The organism is Rhodococcus sp. YH1 (assembly GCF_009939605.1).
Classification (GTDB): domain Bacteria; phylum Actinomycetota; class Actinomycetes; order Mycobacteriales; family Mycobacteriaceae; genus Rhodococcus; species Rhodococcus aetherivorans.
This window is the reverse complement of record NZ_WVTE01000255.1, coordinates 52580-69239: the sequence shown is the minus strand read 5'-3', so window position 1 is coordinate 69239 and position 16660 is coordinate 52580. Positions and strand designations below refer to the sequence as shown.

Genomic DNA, 16660 nt, shown 5'->3' with positions numbered 1-16660 from the left:
CTTCCTCTGGATGGGTGGTCGGTCAGTTGTCGGTGGAGAGCACGAGTGCGCTGTGCGGCACCGGGGAGCCGCCCGTGACCAGAACGTTCGCCACGTCCTTGCCGGGCTGGTTCACCGACGTGCCGCGGATCAGCCGCACGCCCTCGGCGATTCCGTTGACGCCGTGGATGTATCCCTCGCCGAGTTGTCCGCCGTGGGTGTTGACGGGCAGACGGCCGTCGAGTTCGAGGTTGCCGTCCGCGATGAAGTCCTTGGCCTCGCCGCGGGCGCAGAACCCGTACTCCTCGAGTTGCAGCAGCACCATCGGGGTGAACGCGTCGTAGAGGATTGCGGCGTCGATGTCGTCCGGATCGATGCCGGCCTGATCCCACAGCTGCCGTGCCACCAGCTCGACCTCGGGCATCTCGTCGATGTCCTCGCGGTAGTAGCTGCTCATGGAGATCTGCTGGGGCCCGACGCCTTGCGCGGCGGCGGAGACGACGGCCGGCGGGTGCGGCAGGTCGCGGGCCCGCTCGGTGCTGACGATCACCAGGGCCTGTCCGCCGTCGCTCTCCTGGCAGCAGTCGAGCAGCCGCAGCGGGTCGGCGATCATCCGGGAGTTCTGGTGCTCGTCGAGGGTGATGGGCCGCTCGTAGAACCATGCCTTGGGGTTGTTTGCGGCATGCTTGCGCGACAGCACGGAGATGCGGCCGAAGTCGGCGCTGGTCGCGCCGTACTTGTGCATGTAGCGCCGGGCGAGGAACGCCTCCTGCTGGGCGGGGGTGAGCAGCCCGTAGGGATTGATCCAGTTGCGGTATTCCTGATCGGTGTTGGCCGTGTAGGCGAACGGCGGCGGGCCGGCGCCGAACCGGGTGCCGGAACGTTCGTTGAAGGCCCGGTAGACGACCACGACGTCGGCGACACCGCTCGCGACGGCGAGCGCCGCCTGCTGCACGGGTGCGCATGCGCCGCCGCCGCCGTGCGGGATGCGGCTGAAGAACGTCAGTTCGGGGATGCCGAGTGCGCGGGCGACCGCGATCTCGGGGTTGGTCTCCATCGTGAACAGCGCGAAGCCGTCCACCTCCTCGACGCCGATCTGTGCGTCCTCGAGCGCGGCGAGCACACTCTCGCAGGCCAGTTGCCATTCGCTGCGCCCGGAGTTCTTGGAGAATTCGGTGGCGCCGATGCCGGCGATCGCCGCCTTGCGGGCGAAGCCCCCGCCGGGAATTATCCTGCCGCTCATCGTGTCTGTCCTTCGTACGGTGCGACGGTGACCTCGGCGGTCACGTGCGTTCCTCGGGCGTTACGGCCGAGCACCTCGACGGTGACGGCGCCTGGGTCGACGCGGGTCACCGTCCCGGTCAGGCGCATGGTGTCGCCGGGAAAGTTGGGGACGCCCAGCCGCAGTGCGACGCGGCGGATGCGGGCGGTCGGCCCGGCCCAGTCGGTGATGTAGCGGTCGACGAATCCGTTCGTCGAGTTGATGCTCATGAAGATGTCGGGCGTGCCGCGCTTTCCGGCTGCGCCCGGATCGTGGTGCACGTCCTCGAAATCCTGGGAGGCGATCGCGGTGGCGACGATGGTGCTGCGATCGAGAGGCAGGTCCAGTGCCGGCAGTTCGGTGCCGACGGACACGGTCGGCAGGCTCATGCGGCACCTCCACCCGGTAGACGCAGCTGCGGCAGGATTTCGCCGTGCGCGTGCTCGGCGAATCCGACCTCAAGCTGCATGCCGATCTGCAGCCGGTCGTGCTCGACCCCGCCGATGTCGGCGACGATCCGGATGCCCTCTTCGAGGTCGATCAGCCCGACCGCGAGGGGATAGTCGAAGGACGGGTCCTTCGGGTGGTGGATCACGGTCCAGCTGTGCAGGGTGCCGCGGCGCGACGACTCGACGGTGTCCCATTTGAAGGAGCGGCACTTCGGGCACGCCGGTCCCGGCGGATGCCGGAGCGCGCCGCAGTCGCTGCAGCGCTGGATCTCGAGCCGGCCCTCGCGGGCGGCTGCGAACCAGAACTCGTTGTCCTGGGTGACGGTCAGCCTGGGAACGGCCGTCATCACGCCTCCTCGGTGGTGTTCGGGTTGAAGCGGAGCAATCGGAACCGCTCCTCGACGAGCAGTTCGCCGCGCTGGTTCTCGTAGCGTTTGTGCAGGGTGACGAAGCAGCCGCGGCCCAGGCCGGTGCGCTTGACCGGGGAGATCGACTCGATGGTGAAGTGCGCGGTGACGTGGTCGCCCGGGACGAGTTCGCGGTGGTAGTCCTGCTCGGCGTTGGTGGCGACGACGGAGGTGAAGCCGTGCCGGTCGAGCAGTGTCATCAGCGCGGAGTAGGCGAAGTCCTCGGTCCGTCCTTCGGCGCGCAGCCGCTGCACCTCGCGCCAGCGGCGGTAGCCGGCCATCACCCACGTCGAGATCATCGCGGGCGGGCACACTACGTCCGGTCGTCCGGTCGCGCGGGCCGCGTCCCGGTCGACGTAGACGGGGTTGTAGTCGTCGTGGGCCTCGACCCAGTTCCGGATCATCGCCTCGTCGACGGCGTACCGGGCCACCCGGGCGGGCTCGGCCACCTTCCCGACGTACTGTTCGAACTCGCGTTCCAACTCCTGTTCCAGCGTCGGCATGTCCGCACCACCTTTCTTGAGCAAGCGCTTGGTGCAGTACCGTAGGCGCGGGCGCCCCGCCAGGACTGCCCACTCCCACTCAGTTGGAACAGAGGGCGGAAAACTCGCGCCGAACCGGCGAATCGGAAGGTGAGGTAACCATGACGTCGGACCGACGCGACGAGATCATGCGGCTCGCGGCCGAACTCTTCGCGACCAAGGGGATCGGGCCGACGACGGTCCGCGACATCGGCGAACGCGCCGGAGTGTTCTCCGGCAGCCTGTACCACTTCTTCAGATCCAAGAATGCACTCGTCGCCGAGATCCTCAGCGGCTTCATGGCCGACATCGACCAGCGCTTCCGGCGCGTCGTGGAGACATCGACGAGTCCCCGCGAGACTGTGCGCGGCCTGATCCACCAGACCCTCGTCGTGATCGAGGAGCATCCCCATCCGACGGCGATCTACCAGCAGAACCGGCAGTACCTGCGCGACAACGGCCTGCTCGACGTCGTCGACGCACCGTCGCGCACGGTGCGCGACTACTGGCTGACCACGATCGCCACCGGCGTCGCCGACGGCAGCTTCCGCTCCGACATCCCCGCCGAGGTCTTCTACCGCACGGTGCGGGACGCGCTGTGGGCGAGCATGCACTGGCCGGGACGGGACGGATACACCACCGACGAGTTCACCGACGTGCTCGTTGCGCTGTTCTTCGGCGGTTTCGCCGAGGAGTGACCGGGCTCGTCACCGGACCGAACGGCGCTCAGCGCACTCGACACGGCCGCGGTCAGCGCGCTCCGCCGGGTTCGTCTCCACGCTCGGGGGAGAGACCGAGTTCTTCGAGTACCTCTCGGGTGTGCTGCCCGTGGCGCGGCGCCGGGCGCGCCTCGGTGTACGTCCCGTCCCAGCGCAACGGGGAGCGCGCCGTCGGCACCGGGCCGACGCCGGGCTGCTCGACGCGTTCGATCACCGCGTACTCGCGGGCGGCCACCTCGTCCATGGTCCGGTAGGGCGCCCACAGCACCCGGCTGCCGGACAGTTCCTTCTCGATCTCGGCGAGCGTGCGCGCCGCGAACCACGGACGCAGGATCGCGGTGATCTCGTCGCGCGCGGCGTAGCGGTCACCCTCGTCGGCGAACCGCAGCCCGCGGTGCCGTTCGAGCGCCGCGAAGACCTCGCCGGTGCCGGTGACCTCGACGAGCGATCGCCACTGTGCGGGGGTGAGGCCGACAACCATGACGGTGCGGCCGTCCGCCGTGGCGAATTCGGACCCGTAGCTGCCGTAGAGCGCGTTGCCCTGCCGGTCGCGGGCCGAGCCGCGTTCCTCGGCCTCGGCCAGCCAGCCCATGCTCGCGACCGCGGACACCGCGACGTCCTCGAGCGCAAGCTCGAGGTACGCGCCCTCCCCCGTGCGGTCCCGCCTGCGCAGCGCGGCGACGATCCCGAGGGCCGCCTGCACCCCGGTGATCAGGTCCCAGGCCGGGAGCACGTGGTTCACCGGGGCGGCAGCATCGACGGGCCCGGTCATGAGAGGCAGCCCGACAGCGGCGTTGACCGTGTAGTCCACGGCAGGGGTGCCGTCGGCGTTGCCGGCGATGTGCAGGTGGATCAGGTCGGGTCGTCGCGCGGCGAGCACCTCGTGGGCGAGCCACGGTGCGTGGGCCGCGTTCTCGAGCACCACCCCGGACCGGGCGATCAGCTCGGTGACGACGGCACGACCGTCCGCACTGCGCAGATCCACCGCGACGGAGCGCTTCGCCTGGTTCAACCCCGTCCAGTACAGGCTCGCCCCCGACTCCGCGAGGGGCCACCGCCCGCCGTCGACCGCGCCGGCGACCGGATCGACACGGATCACGTCGGCACCGAGCTCGGCGAGGATGCGCCCGGCGGTCGGACCGGCGACGAAGCTCGACAGGTCGACGACGCGGATCCCCTCGAGCGGCCGGGTCGTCATGCGGCCCTTTCGAAGATCGCCGTCAGCCCCTGCCCGCCACCGATGCACATCGTCTCGAGGCCGTAGCGCGCCCCGCGACGATCCAGTTCGCGCAGCAACGTGGCGAGGATGCGCACGCCGGTCGCCCCGACCGGGTGGCCGAGCGAGATTCCCGAACCGTTGACGTTCGTCCGCTCGAAATCGGTTGTCCCGAAGTTCCATTCACGGGTCACCGCGAGTGCTTGCGCCGCGAACGCCTCGTTGAGTTCGATCAGGTCGATGTCGGCGAGCGTCAGGCCGGCGCGCTTCAGGGCCTTCTCGGTGGACGGCACCGGGCCGATGCCCATCTCCGCCGGCGCGACGCCGGCCACCGCCCAGGTCACCAACCGGCCCAGGGGACGCAGGCCCAGGCGGTCCGCCTGCGCGCGGGTGGTGACGAGACAGGCTGCGGCACCGTCGTTCTGACCGCTGGCGTTGCCCGCGGTCACCGTCGCTTCCGGATCCTGCGCCGCCATGATCGGCCGCAGTTTCGCGAGGGTGTCGACGGAGGCGTCCGCGCGCGGATGCTCGTCCCGATCCACGATGCGGTCGTCGCCCTTGCGCTGGGGCACCGCCACCGGCACGATCTCCTGCGCGAACACCCCGGATTCGATGGCGGCCACCGCGCGCCGGTGCGATTCGACGGCCAGCTCGTCCTGTTCGCGTCGGCCGATGCCGTACTTGCGGCGCAGGTTCTCGGCGGTCTCGAGCATCCCGCCGGGGACGGGATGGTGACGGCCGCCGGCGGTGACCCGGCCGCGGGCGAGGCGGTCGTGCAGGGCGGCCGGAGCCCCCTTGGCACCCCACCGCATCGATTCGGTGTAGTACTCGGCGCGGCTCATGGATTCGACGCCACCGGCGATCACGACGTCGGCGACGCCGGTCTGCACGCGCATCGCCGCGTCGAGGACGGCCTGCAGCCCGGACCCACACCGGCGGTCGAGCTGCAGGCCCGGCACCGTCACCGGCAGGCCCGCGTCGAGCGCGGCGACGCGGCCGATCGCGGGGGCCTCGCCGTTGGGATAGCACTGGCCGAAGATCACGTCGTCCACCGACTCCGGGTCGATGCCCGTGCGCGCCAGCAGTTCCGAGATCACCCCGGCGGCGAGGTCGGTGGCGGGGACGTCGACGAACGCCCCGCCGTACCGGCCCACCGGTGTGCGCAGCGGTTCGCAGATCACCACATCGGTTGCAGTCACATCAGTTGCGGTCACGTCTGAAGTCCCTTTCCCGGTCGGTCCATTGCTGCGCCCACTCACGCAGTTCCACGGCGCGGATCTTGGTGCCGTTGCCGCCCACCGTCGTGGGCATCGCCTCGATCACGTGGATCGTCGCCGGCACCTTGAACGCGGCCAGCGTCTCGGCGCACCACGCCTTCAGCGATGCCGCATCGAACTCGACGGCGTCCTCGACGGGGACGACGAACCCCACCGCCCGGGTGTAGCCGCCCTCGCCGGTGATGCCGACGACCTTCGCGGTCCGCACCCCGGGGTGTTCGGCGAGACGGTGCTCGATCTCGGCCGGGTCCACGAGAAACCCCCGCAGCCGCAGCACGTCTCCCATCCGGCACACGTAGGTGTAGCCGCCGTCTCCGGTCGCGACGGCGAGGTCGCCGCTGCGGAACCAGCCGTCGGCGGTGAATGCGCGGCGGGCGGCATCGGGGTTGCCGAGGTAGGCGTCGACGACGTTGGGGCCGCGCACCTGCAGCTCGCCCTGTTCCCCGTCCGGGAGGACACGGTCGTCGAGCGGGTCGGCGATGCGGACGTCGACCGACGGGTCGACCGGGCGGCCGCCGCCGTTCCAGCGCACCGACTCCGGGTCGCCGGCCGACCACAGCAACGCCAGCGCGAACACCTCGGACGACCCGAACACGCCCGAGGTGTGGGCGCCGAACTCGTCGCGCGCCCAGCGGGCGATCTCGTGCGAGCGGCCGAGGAAGTCGGCGATGCCGAGCCACTTCAGCGCCGACAGGTCGGCGCGCATCTCGGCGTGCCACGTGTCGTGGAGCCGGCCGAACAGGTCGTCGCCCCCGACGACGTGGGTGACGTAGAGCTGTTCCATGCGGCGCAGGGTCGCCGCGGCATCGAAGACCGGCTCCATCAGCAGCGCGGCACCGCCGGCGAGCGCGGCCATGGCGGTGCTGTAGCCGAACACCCCGGAGACCGGCAGCACGCACAGCGCGACGTCGCCGGGCTCGACCCGCATGATCGCGGCGTCGGCGCGGGCGTGCCGCACGATCGCCGAGTCGCGGTGGGCGGCGAGCTTGGGGGTTCCGGTGGAGCCGGACGTGGTGAACGCGACGGCCAGCGGGTCCGCCGGATCGTCCTCCGCGCCGGCGGGCGTGAGCGTCGCGGTGTCGGGCGTGTCCGGGGCGCGCACGCCGCGGGTGTCGCCGCCGCCCGCGCACCAGGACCCGGCGCCGAGGTCGAAGGGGGCCGGATCGGCGGATCCCCCGCCGGGTCCGGTGACGACCGCGACCGCGGGAGCCGGCACCGCGGCGACCTCCGAGGCGGCACGGAGCGTGCCGAACAGGTCCAGGCCGTGGAAGCCGGCCGCGACGGCGACGACCGCCGGCCGCGCCGCGGTGAGGATGTGGGCCACCTCGGCGGTGTTGTAGCGGGTGTTCACGCCGATCACGTGGGCGCCGAGCGCCGCGGCCGCGAACTGCCACACGAGGGCGTCGGACCAGTTGGGCAACAGCACCGCGATGCACCGGCCGCGCCGGACGCCGACGGCCGCGAGTTCGGCCCGCACCGCCTGCACGCGGCGCCGCAGCTCCGCCCTGTTGCAGATCAGCAGCCGCCCGTCGGCGACGTCGTAGGTGGCGACGGCACCGGGATCGGCGGCGACGAGGTCGTCGAGGAACGCGGCCAGTCCGGAGGTGGTGGTCGCGGTCACGACAGCACCTCCGCGGTGGCGCCCCGCAGGTCGGTCAGCCACGAGTCGGCGAGGACGGCGAAGTCCTCCACCTCCTCCATGGGATAGTGGCCGACGCCGTCGAGCCGGGTGAACCGCGCCCGTCCCGGCGAGATGTCGTTGATCCGGACGGCGAGGTCCGCGACGGCGTCCGGGTCGAGCCACGGATCGTCGGCCCCGACGACGAGGTGGAGCGGGCAGGTCAGCAGCGGCAGCCGGTCGCGCACGTCGTGGGTGCCCCAGCCGATGAGGTCGGACGACGAGATCTCCGGGTCCTCCCGCTTGTGCATGAGGGCGATCCGGTGCGCCGTCGCGGCGGGTACCGAACGCCCGACAGAGGCGAGGGTGCCCAGATAGGTGCGTTCGGCGCGCGACGGCCCGGCGACGTCCTCGAGTTCGCGGCGCAGACCCGAGACATTGACGCGGCCGGGGCCGGCCTCGGCCTCCATCGCGACGGCGCCGGAGAGCGGCCGGTCCGGTCGGGTGGCGAGTTCGAGGGTCAGCTTGCCGCCGATCGAGCAGCCGAGCACGTACGGCCGGTGCACGTCGAGCGCGTCGAGCAGGGCGGTGAGCCAGTCGCCGTACGTGGTGAGGCTGGTGACCGGTCCGTCCGGGGCGGGCTCGGATCGGCCGTGTCCCGGCAGGTCGGGCACGAGCACGCGGTAGCCGCGGGCCGCGAGGTCGTGGGCGACGTGCCGCCACTGCACCCCGCTCTGCCCGGCGGTGTGGATGCACAGCACGGTGGGAAGCGCGTCGGGGGCGTGTTCGCCGGCGGGGGTGACGATCTCGACGAATCCGAGGGCTCCGTCGATGTCCAGGTAACGGGCCTCGATCATGAGCGGGCCTTTCTCGCGACGGCACGGGCGTGGCCGATGATCAGGTTCAGCGGTTTGGTGAGCCGGAGATACTCGTATCCGTCTCCGGTGGAGGAGAATTCGCCGCCGATTGCGCGGCGCATGAAGTCGTCGTGCGCACCGAGGATCAGGTCGACCCAGGTGTGGTCGGGTGCGACGAACGTGAAGGTGGCCCCGTGCGGGGTGCGCCGCGTGACGTCGACGATGCGGCCGCGGTAGATCCGCAGGTGCAGTTCCCGGTCGCCGCAGCGCAGGCCGACGGTGCCGTCCCAGGTGGCCAGGGCGGACCCGAAGGCGGGGTCGGCCTCGAGGTGGTCACGGAGCAGCTCACCCCAGGCCGGAGTGCAGAAGTCCAGTGCCGGAACGGGTTCGGATGGCGTGGCGAGCCGCCAGGTCTCGGTGCCCTCCTCCCGCACGGCGCCGGCGGCATCGAGCACGCGGACGAACCGCTCGGCGGTGGTGCCCTCGACGCGGGTGACGACGGCCTCCGACCGGATCCGGTCCACCGCCGTGACCGGCGTGATCGCCGTCCAGCGCAGTCCCGTGCGGTGCGCGGCGGGCACGGGCGGGGTGAGCAGCTCGGCGGCGACGGTCCCGAGCGCGAACGTCCCTGTCGGGAGGACGATTCCGGACTCTGCGAGCAGGTCGGCGGCCATCCGGCCGGAACCGGCGGTGCGATCGCCGACGCGGAGGGTGTTCAGTGTGGTGCTCATGCGGTTTCCGGCCTTCCGAGCAGCTCGTCGGAGATGATGCGCATCTGGATCTCGCTGGTGCCTTCGAAGATCTTCGTCAGGCGGGCGTCGCGCCAGTGCCGTTCGACCTGGAAGTCCGTGGTGTAGCCGGCACCGCCGTGGATCTGCACGGCCTCGCTGGTCACCTGCTCGGCCATCTCGGTGGCGACGAGCTTGCACATCGACGCCTCGAGCGAGCAGCGCCGCCCGGTGTCGATGTCGGTGGCCACGGAGTACATCAGCTGGCGGGCCGCCTCGATGTCGGCCGCCATCTTCGCGATCTTGAACCGCAGGTGCTGGAAGTCCCCGATGGGACGGCCGAATTGGCGCCGGGTGTGTACGTAGGCGATCGAGTCCTCGAGAGCCGCGCGGGCGAGGCCGATCGCGCGGGCGGCGGTGTGGGCCCGGCCCACTTCGAGCCCGGAGACGGCGAGGTAGAAGCCCTTTCCTTCCTCGCCGAGCATCTTGTCGGCGGGGATGCGGAAGTTGTCGAACGACAGTTCCCAGGTGCTCCAGCCGAAGTAGCCGATCTTGCGGACCTTGGTGCCCGAGATCCCCTCCGGGAAGACGCCACGTTGCTTCTCGACGAGGAACGCGCTGATTCCCCGGTGCGGCTTGGCCGGATCCTTGTGCGGATCGGTGCGGGCGAACAGCACCAGGTAGTCGGCCTCGTCGGCGTAGGTGCACCACATCTTCGTGCCGTTGACGACCCATTCGTCGCCGTCGCGGACGGCCCGGCAGGAGATGTTGGCGACGTCGGAGCCGGCCTCCGCCTCGGACAGGGCGTACGCGCCGAGGTATTCGCCGCGAGCCACCTTCGGCAGCAGGGCGGCCTCCTGCTCGGGAGTGAAGCCACCGCCCATGCCGTTGCCGCGGGCGAGGAGACCGGACACGCTCATCCAGGCCCGGGACAGCTCCTCGGCGACCAGGCAGTACTCGAACACGCCGAGACCGAGGCCGCCGTGCTCCTCGGGGATCATGATGCCGAAGAACCCGATCTCGGCCATCTCCTTCTTCAGCGAGTCGGGGATGGTGCCCTGGACGGGGTCGAACTCGTTGGCGACGGGCAGCACCTTCGTCATGGCGAAGTCACGGGCGAGGTCGCGGATGGCGAGGCGCTCTTCGGTGAGGTACCGCGGGGTGTCGGTACGGGGCTGCGACGGCCGGTGGGTCATGGGGGACTCCCTCGGTGAACCAGAATCTGGTTATTAACGCTTGTTCACCAAGTACAGCACGCCCCCGCCCGGGCGTCAACGCCGGAGTTCAGGCGGGGCGGTATCCGAGCAGGTTGAGCGCGTACCGGCCGTAGTCGTCGGCCACCTCGGCCGCGCCGAGCGGCCCGTCCGGGCGGAACCACAGCGGGATACCGGCGCACATCGTGAGGACCGCGGTCACGGCCTGGTGCACGTGCGGAACATCGAAAATCCCTATCCGGGAACCCTGTTCGGCGATCTCGACGAACAGCTGCTCCTGCGCGTCCCGCGAACCGACCACCCGCTTGCGATCCACCTCGCCGAGATACCGGAGCTCGGTGTTCGCCACCAGGCACTCACGCGGATTACGGGCGGTGAACAGCGCGTGCGCCACCACGGCGGCCCGCCAGCGCTCGGCGGGATCCGTACCCGCCTTGCGCAGCGCGTTGCGCGTGGCGGTGAATTGCTCGTCGCTGGCCGCCCGGAGGATCTCGACGAGCAACTCCGACTTGTTCTCGAAGTGGTTGTAGACATTCGCAGCGCTGCAACCAGCACGATTGGCGATGGTGCGCATCGTCGCGCCGTGGAAACCGGCCGCGAAGAACTCGTCGAGCGCCGCGTCGAGGATCCGGTCCCGGACGCCCATCAGGGTCGTGCCCGATCGAGTGTTCATGAGATGGAGGGTAGAGGCCCAGGTCGGGACCAGCAAGAAGCCGGTCTTGACGGTGCGGTTGCCGCACGTCTATGGTCCACCTCACATGAACATGCGTTAACCACTTCTTCGGAGGGCGCACCTGTGACCACCATCCCCGACATCACGCTCACCGAGCGCATCACCCGCCTCGAGGACCTCGAGGCGATCCGTTCGCTCGACGCCCGCTACTGCCGTCACCTCGACGACGGCGACTGGGACGCCCTGATGGACCTGTTCACCGACGACGGCGAGTTCGACGGCCTGTCCCATCCCCGCGGCAAGGCCGAGATGCGCGAGTTCTTCGCGGGCCTCGCCGCCGGAGGGCTGACCACGTTCTGGCACTTCATCACGAACATGGAGATCGACCTCGACGGCGACCGCGCCACCGTGCGGTCCTTCCTGTGGCAGCCCTGCGTGACCGACGGCGCCCCCGCCATCGCCGCCGGCCGCTACACCGACGAGGTGGTCAAGGTCGACGGTCGTTGGCGCTACCGGGTCAAGCAGGTCCGCTTCCACTTCTTCGGTCCGCTCGAGCAGGGCTGGGACGAGAACCTCTTCGCACTGGAGACGGCACGCCGGGCGGCGGTGCGGCCGTGACCGAGTTGCAGACCGGAACGCAACCGACCTGGAGCGCGATGCTCTCCCTGCCCGAGGTCGTCGAACTGCGCCGCCGCCGGCGCACCGTCACCAACTCCCTCGGCGCCCTCGCGATCACGCTCTTCGCGTCCTTCCTCGTCGGCTTCGCCTACTTCCCCGAATTCCTCGGTGACACCGAGCTCCTCGGAGTTCCCCTCTCGCTGTGGGTCGTGTTCTCCCAGTTCGCCGGGACGTGGGTCCTCGTCTACGCCTACTTCCGGCTCACCCGCATCTACATCCAGCCCGCCGCCGACGCCGCCGTCGCGGCCGTCCTCGAGAACCAGGAGCGTGCGGCATGACCGGCGACGCCGACTACCTCGCGATCGCGATCTGCGCGGCGGTGATCTCGCTGACCCTGTGGGTCACGTTCGCCGTGTCCCGGCGGGCCCGCAGCGCCGACGGATTCTTCGCCGCCGGCCGCTCGATCTCGAGCTGGCAGAACGGCTTCGCGATCGCCGGTGAATTCATCTCGGCCGGAAGCTTTCTCGGAACCACCGGCCTGATCTTCTACAAGGGCGTCGACGGCGCCGTCATCCTCTGCACCTCGGTGATCTCGTTCCTGCCCGTGCTGTTCCTGCTCGCCGAGAAGATGCGCAACGTGGGCAAGTACACCCTCGCCGACGTACTCGTGTTCCGCACCGAGGCACGCAGCGTGCGGGTCGTCGTGGCGTTGAGCACCATCGCCACCGGCACCTTCGTGTTGCTCGCGCAACTCGTCGCGGCCGGGGTGCTGCTCGAGTCGGTCTCCGGTATCCCGTTCTGGCTGTCCGTCATCGTCGCCGGCACCCTCATGGGCATCTACGTCTTCGTCGGCGGCATGCTCGCCACCACGTGGGTGCAGGTCATCAAGTCCACGATCCTGTCGGTCCTCGCGATCGTGGTCGGGCTGGGCATCCTCGCGCAGTTCGGGTTCAGCTTCCCGAAGGTCCTCGACACCGCGACCGAGCACGCGGTTGCGGGCGAGGCCGTCCTGTCCCCGGGCCTGATCTTCGGGCAGACCAGCGCGCTGAACCTCGTCTCGTACTCGCTGGCGTTCGCGCTCGGCACGGCGGGCATGGCGCACATCCTGATCCGCTTCTTCACCGTCCCCGAGGCGAGCACCGCCCGACGCTCGCTGGGCTGGACCGTCGCGCTGTGCAGCATGTTCTACCTGATCGTCATCGTGATGGGCTTCGGCGCCGCAGCCCTGCTGGGGGACGGCGGCGCCGATCGGGTCGGCGCCGGCGGCAATCTCGCGGCGCCCGTGCTCGTCACCGAACTCGGCGGGGGCGTGGGCACGATCGGCGGCTCGATCGCCCTCGCGATGGTCGCGGCGGTCGCGTTCGCGAGCATCGTCGCCGTTGTCGCCGGCGTGGTGATCTCCGCCGCGGGCACCTTCGCCCGCGACATCTGGCCGGCGCTGACCCGCAAGCCGCCGGTGGACGAACTCGACGTCACGGCGCGCACGCGCGAGGAGAACGCCCAGGCCCGTGTCGCCCGGTTCGGTGCGGTGGCGTTCAGCGCCGTCGCGATCGGGCTGACCATGCTGATCGGCGACGACACGAACATCACCTACTTCATGGGAATGGCGTTCATGGTGGCCGGCAGCGCCCACCTGCCGTCGCTGGTGCTCAGCCTGAACTGGCGGCGCTTCAACAGCACCGGTGCCGTGTGGGGAATCCTCACCGGCCTGGTCTCGACCATCGTCAGTCTCATGCTCACCGAGGCGCTGTGGCTCGGCAGCGGCCCGGCACCCCTGACGATCCAGCTTCCGGTGATCGTCACCATGCCGCTCGGCCTTGCCGCGTGCGTCGTCGGCTCACTCGTGGCCGAGAAGCGACGCGGACGCTCCGCGCACGAGGACGAGAAGTTCGCCGAGATGCTGGTGCGCGCGGAAACCGGGCTCGGGGCCGAGGTCGCGACCGCCCACTGACGACGACGCAGGCGGGCACCCGCACTCGGCCAGGTCCGAGCGGGGTGCCCGTCGCGTCGCCGTCGTCAGGGCAGGTCGAACAGCGTCGGATGGTCCTGCTGCGCCTGTTCGGCGAGCACCGCGCCGTGTCTCTCGCACATCTCGCGTGCGATGTGTTCGGGGCACGCGAGTTCGCGACCGATCTGTTCCCAGTCCCACCCGGACGCGTGCAGTTCCCAGGCGACGCGGCCGTCTTCGTCCCAGAGTGCCGACATGGCCCGATACTGCTCCGTGTCGAGCGCACGGCCAACGACATTCGTGCGCGTGTCGCGGATCGGGCTGCCGTCCCGCGACCGAAAGTGCTTCCCGCGCTCGTACGGACGCGCGCGGGAAGCACCGCCGCGCGCGGACGTCTAGTCGAAGGTCATGCCGGCGTCGGTTCCCTGCTGCATGGTGGTGTTCGCCCCGTCGAGGGATTCGCGGATGATGTCGGCATGACCGCTGTGGTGGGCGGTCTCCCGGATGATGTGCAGCAGCACCTTTCGGGCGCTCCACCACTGTCGCTCCGGCGCCCACGGCGCGGTGGGCAGCGGCACCTGCAGGTCGAGGTCCGCGAGGCCGGCGACGAAGGCCTCCGTCTGCTCCGCGATCGCCTCGTACCGGTCGAGCAGGCCGGCGACGGTCTCGTCGTCGCGCATGTAGTACTGCTCCATCGCGGACTCCATGTCGAACTCGGCGGTGTCGTCGAGTGTGCGGATCGTGTCGATCCAGTGCTGCTCGGTGGTCGAGACGTGCTTGAGCAGCCCACCCAGGGTCAGGTCGCTGACGGTGCTGCGGGTGCGGGCCTGCTCGTCGTCGAGGTTGCGGAGGGTGATCAGAAACATCTTCCGCTGCTCGGCCAGCATGTCGAGGATGTCGGCCCGTTCTCCGGAGAGGGTCCGCTCGGTCATGTCGCTTCCGCCCTTCGTGATGTCGATTCTGCGGCTACGACTACGACGGTAGGGACGAATGCGGACAGTTTCGGTCCTCGATAGGTGACCGGAAATCAGGTGGCGAAGAAGACCGCACCGGTCACCGGCACGAGCGTCAGGAACAGGACCGACAGGACGAACAGCGTGATCGTCAGCTTCCTGTTCCATCCGCCCCGCGTTCCGCTCGCGGCGAGCACGAAGAGCACGAATCCGACGCAGATGGACACGATGCCCACGATCACGGGTGTCTCGATCATCTGTTCATCATCCATCTGTTCGTCATCGCGGAGGCCGCGCACCGCGCCCACGGTGGGCGGCGTCGGGAACGGCGACGTCCCCGACGCCGCCCGTGCTCAGCCCGGGCAGTGGATGGTCACGTGGCCGCATTTGACGGACGCGCTCGCGGTGGCGGCGTTCGCGGCGCCTGCGGTGCCGAGGACGACGGTGAACAAGGTCGCGACGACCGCGACGGTGGTGCGGATCCGGGTCTTCATGGCAGCCTCCTGAGGGTGGTGAGAAACGGGGTTCGCCCATCGTCGGCCGCCATCCGGGTCCTCGACAGGCACCCTGTGGTGCCGATGCGGCCACCCCGGATCGCCTTCGGAGCGCAGGACCACCCCCGAGGCGGATCATGAAGCCATGACGACCGCCCCTTCCGCGACGACCGTTGCGACCATCGCCGAGGCCGCCGAGCGCACCGGTCTGACCACCCACACCCTCCGCTATTACGAGCGCGACGGCCTCATGCTGCGTGAAATCGGCCGCTCCTCCTCCGGCCACCGGCTCTATACCGAGGACGACCTCTCCTGGGTGGTGCTGCTGACCCGGCTGCGGGCGACGGGCATGCCGATCCGCGAGATCCGCGAGTACGCGGCCCTCTGCCGGGCCGGCGGCGGCAACGAACAGGACCGCCTCGCGCTGCTCCGCGCGCACCGGACGCGGGTGCTCACCCAGCTCGACGAGGTGACCGAGCACCTCGCCGCGATCGACGGCAAGATCGACATCTACCTCTCCCGGACGAGCGGCCGCGACGACGGACCGTGCGAGAGCGCTCGCGCTTGACTTCGAGCGCGCTCGAAGGTCTTGACTCGACGCCATGACCACGAACAACACCTCCCGGCCCCCACTCGGCACCCGCACGCTCGGCACCGCGTCGCCGCTGACGGTCTCGGCGATGGGACTCGGGTGCATGGGCATGTCCGAGTTCTACGGCACCGGGGACGAGGCCGAGGCCGTCGCCACCATCCGCCGGGCCCTCGAGCTCGGCGTGACGTTGCTCGACACCGCCGACATGTACGGGCCGTTCACCAACGAGAACCTCGTCGGCCGCGCCGTCGCGGATCGCCGCGACCGCGTCGTCCTCGCGACCAAGTTCGGCAACGAGCGTGCCGAGGACGGCACCCGCCTCGGCATCAACGGCCGGCCCGAATACGTCCACACGGCCTGCGACGCGTCGCTCCGCCGCCTCGGCGTCGACCACATCGATCTCTACTACCAGCACCGCGTGGACAAGACCGTGCCGATCGAGGACACCGTCGGCGCGATGGCCGAACTGGTGCAGGCGGGGAAGGTCCGCCATCTGGGTCTGTCGGAGGCGTCCGCGGAGACGATCCGCCGGGCCCACGCCGTCCACCCGATCACCGCGCTGCAGACCGAGTACTCGCTGTTCACCCGCGACATCGAGGACGAGATCCTGCCGGCCCTGCGTGACCTCGGCATCGGGCTCGTGCCGTACTCGCCGCTCGGGCGCGGCATCCTGACGGGCGCGATCACGGCGCCGTCCGATCTCGAGAGCTCGGATTCTCGCCGCACCGCGTATTTCCCGCGATTCCAGGGTGCGGCGCTGGAGGCGAACCTGGCGCTCGTGACCGCCGTCCGCCGCCTGGCCCGGTCCAAGAACTGCACCCCGGGCCAGCTGGCACTGGCGTGGGTCCTCGCCCAGGGCGACGACGTGGTCCCCATCCCGGGGACGAAGCGGGTGCGTTTCCTCGAGGAGAACGTCGCGGCCGCGGCCGTGTCGCTCACCGCGGACGAGCTGGGCGCGATCGAGTCGGCGGTGCCCCGGGAGGCGGTCGTGGGGGAGCGCTACGGGGACATGTCCAGCATCGACGGGTGAGCGACGCGTCGCCCGCTGGGAACGGTCGGCGGGCGACACCCGGGCCGCTCCTCCGCGCAAGCGGTTACATGCAGCTTGACAAAGCGATGTAACCGCTTGCACAGTG

Annotated in this window: 21 protein-coding genes; 6 read left to right on the top strand and 15 right to left on the bottom strand. The window is 70.2% G+C overall.

Translation table 11 applies throughout. The features are described from left to right. Positions 1-22: 22 nt before the first annotated feature. Genes AIIKEEIJ_RS25275 through AIIKEEIJ_RS25260 form a run of 4 tightly spaced genes read right to left on the bottom strand, consistent with a single transcriptional unit; the run spans position 23 to position 2599 of the window. A complete protein-coding gene (locus tag AIIKEEIJ_RS25275) occupies positions 23-1222 on the bottom strand; it encodes a lipid-transfer protein (protein WP_065923349.1) in 1200 nt (399 codons plus the stop codon). Continuing rightward, positions 1219-1629, bottom strand: a complete 411-nt coding sequence (locus AIIKEEIJ_RS25270) for a MaoC/PaaZ C-terminal domain-containing protein (RefSeq protein WP_006941693.1) — start codon at positions 1627-1629, stop codon at positions 1219-1221. The genes AIIKEEIJ_RS25275 and AIIKEEIJ_RS25270 overlap by 4 nt, the downstream gene beginning before the upstream one ends. Then, a complete protein-coding gene (locus tag AIIKEEIJ_RS25265; protein ID WP_072636548.1) occupies positions 1626-2036 on the bottom strand; it encodes a Zn-ribbon domain-containing OB-fold protein in 411 nt (136 codons plus the stop codon). Before AIIKEEIJ_RS25265 ends, AIIKEEIJ_RS25270 begins: the two co-directional genes overlap by 4 nt. Next, positions 2036-2599, bottom strand: a complete 564-nt coding sequence (locus AIIKEEIJ_RS25260; protein ID WP_050036082.1) for an FAS1-like dehydratase domain-containing protein — start codon at positions 2597-2599, stop codon at positions 2036-2038. The genes AIIKEEIJ_RS25265 and AIIKEEIJ_RS25260 overlap by 1 nt, the downstream gene beginning before the upstream one ends. A gap of 140 nt (positions 2600-2739) precedes the next feature. Between AIIKEEIJ_RS25260 and AIIKEEIJ_RS25255 the strand changes: the two genes are divergently transcribed. Beyond that, a complete protein-coding gene (locus AIIKEEIJ_RS25255; protein ID WP_006941703.1) occupies positions 2740-3315 on the top strand; it encodes a TetR/AcrR family transcriptional regulator in 576 nt (191 codons plus the stop codon). Between the two features lie 52 nt (positions 3316-3367). On the opposite strand, the gene AIIKEEIJ_RS25250 is transcribed toward AIIKEEIJ_RS25255, so the two are convergent. The 7 genes from AIIKEEIJ_RS25250 to AIIKEEIJ_RS25220 form a co-directional block, all read right to left on the bottom strand. Further along, the gene (locus tag AIIKEEIJ_RS25250; protein WP_161996821.1) at positions 3368-4534 is read right to left on the bottom strand and encodes a CoA transferase; all 1167 of its coding nucleotides are present in this window, start codon (positions 4532-4534) and stop codon (positions 3368-3370) included. Then, on the bottom strand, positions 4531-5766 hold the full coding sequence (locus AIIKEEIJ_RS25245; protein ID WP_006941705.1) for an acetyl-CoA C-acetyltransferase: 1236 nt from the start codon (positions 5764-5766) through the stop codon (positions 4531-4533). The genes AIIKEEIJ_RS25250 and AIIKEEIJ_RS25245 overlap by 4 nt, the downstream gene beginning before the upstream one ends. Beyond that, the gene (locus AIIKEEIJ_RS25240) at positions 5753-7450 is read right to left on the bottom strand and encodes an AMP-binding protein (RefSeq protein WP_161996820.1); all 1698 of its coding nucleotides are present in this window, start codon (positions 7448-7450) and stop codon (positions 5753-5755) included. Before AIIKEEIJ_RS25240 ends, AIIKEEIJ_RS25245 begins: the two co-directional genes overlap by 14 nt. Then, the gene (locus AIIKEEIJ_RS25235; RefSeq protein WP_161996819.1) at positions 7447-8304 is read right to left on the bottom strand and encodes an alpha/beta fold hydrolase; all 858 of its coding nucleotides are present in this window, start codon (positions 8302-8304) and stop codon (positions 7447-7449) included. The genes AIIKEEIJ_RS25240 and AIIKEEIJ_RS25235 overlap by 4 nt, the downstream gene beginning before the upstream one ends. Beyond that, positions 8301-9035 (bottom strand): hypothetical protein, encoded by a 735-nt coding sequence (locus AIIKEEIJ_RS25230; RefSeq protein ID WP_006941709.1) that lies wholly within the window; start codon positions 9033-9035, stop codon positions 8301-8303. Before AIIKEEIJ_RS25230 ends, AIIKEEIJ_RS25235 begins: the two co-directional genes overlap by 4 nt. After that, positions 9032-10228: an acyl-CoA dehydrogenase family protein gene (locus AIIKEEIJ_RS25225; protein WP_161996818.1), complete on the bottom strand. Its 1197-nt coding sequence runs from the start codon at positions 10226-10228 to the stop codon at positions 9032-9034. The genes AIIKEEIJ_RS25230 and AIIKEEIJ_RS25225 overlap by 4 nt, the downstream gene beginning before the upstream one ends. Before the next feature lie 88 nt (positions 10229-10316). Then, entirely contained in the window at positions 10317-10919 is a 603-nt protein-coding gene (locus AIIKEEIJ_RS25220) for a TetR/AcrR family transcriptional regulator (protein WP_029546592.1), read from the bottom strand. A gap of 123 nt (positions 10920-11042) precedes the next feature. On the opposite strand from AIIKEEIJ_RS25220, the gene AIIKEEIJ_RS25215 reads away from it, so the two are divergent. Genes AIIKEEIJ_RS25215 through AIIKEEIJ_RS25205 form a run of 3 tightly spaced genes read left to right on the top strand, consistent with a single transcriptional unit; the run spans position 11043 to position 13488 of the window. Continuing rightward, positions 11043-11537, top strand: a complete 495-nt coding sequence (locus tag AIIKEEIJ_RS25215) for a nuclear transport factor 2 family protein (RefSeq protein ID WP_006941715.1) — start codon at positions 11043-11045, stop codon at positions 11535-11537. Next, on the top strand, positions 11534-11875 hold the full coding sequence (locus AIIKEEIJ_RS25210; protein ID WP_006941716.1) for a DUF485 domain-containing protein: 342 nt from the start codon (positions 11534-11536) through the stop codon (positions 11873-11875). Before AIIKEEIJ_RS25215 ends, AIIKEEIJ_RS25210 begins: the two co-directional genes overlap by 4 nt. Further along, on the top strand, positions 11872-13488 hold the full coding sequence (locus AIIKEEIJ_RS25205; protein WP_161996817.1) for a sodium:solute symporter family transporter: 1617 nt from the start codon (positions 11872-11874) through the stop codon (positions 13486-13488). The genes AIIKEEIJ_RS25210 and AIIKEEIJ_RS25205 overlap by 4 nt, the downstream gene beginning before the upstream one ends. 65 nt (positions 13489-13553) lie before the next feature. Here AIIKEEIJ_RS25205 and AIIKEEIJ_RS25200 read toward each other — a convergent pair whose 3' ends face one another. The 4 genes from AIIKEEIJ_RS25200 to AIIKEEIJ_RS25185 all read right to left on the bottom strand — a co-directional run bounded on the left by AIIKEEIJ_RS25200 (position 13554) and on the right by AIIKEEIJ_RS25185 (position 14932). Further along, positions 13554-13742: a hypothetical protein gene (locus AIIKEEIJ_RS25200; RefSeq protein ID WP_003938775.1), complete on the bottom strand. Its 189-nt coding sequence runs from the start codon at positions 13740-13742 to the stop codon at positions 13554-13556. A 138-nt stretch (positions 13743-13880) separates the two neighbouring features. After that, positions 13881-14417 (bottom strand): DinB family protein, encoded by a 537-nt coding sequence (locus AIIKEEIJ_RS25195; RefSeq protein WP_161996816.1) that lies wholly within the window; start codon positions 14415-14417, stop codon positions 13881-13883. A gap of 95 nt (positions 14418-14512) precedes the next feature. Further along, positions 14513-14695: a hypothetical protein gene (locus tag AIIKEEIJ_RS25190; RefSeq protein WP_006941721.1), complete on the bottom strand. Its 183-nt coding sequence runs from the start codon at positions 14693-14695 to the stop codon at positions 14513-14515. Positions 14696-14791: 96 nt separating this feature from the next. Continuing rightward, positions 14792-14932, bottom strand: a complete 141-nt coding sequence (locus AIIKEEIJ_RS25185) for a hypothetical protein (protein WP_006941722.1) — start codon at positions 14930-14932, stop codon at positions 14792-14794. Positions 14933-15077: 145 nt separating this feature from the next. Here AIIKEEIJ_RS25185 and AIIKEEIJ_RS25180 point away from each other — a divergent pair, with 145 nt between their 5' ends. After that, entirely contained in the window at positions 15078-15500 is a 423-nt protein-coding gene (locus AIIKEEIJ_RS25180; protein WP_161996815.1) for a MerR family transcriptional regulator, read from the top strand. Positions 15501-15612: 112 nt separating this feature from the next. Beyond that, on the top strand, positions 15613-16554 hold the full coding sequence (locus AIIKEEIJ_RS25175) for an aldo/keto reductase (RefSeq protein WP_231386039.1): 942 nt from the start codon (positions 15613-15615) through the stop codon (positions 16552-16554). Positions 16555-16660 lie beyond the last annotated feature (106 nt).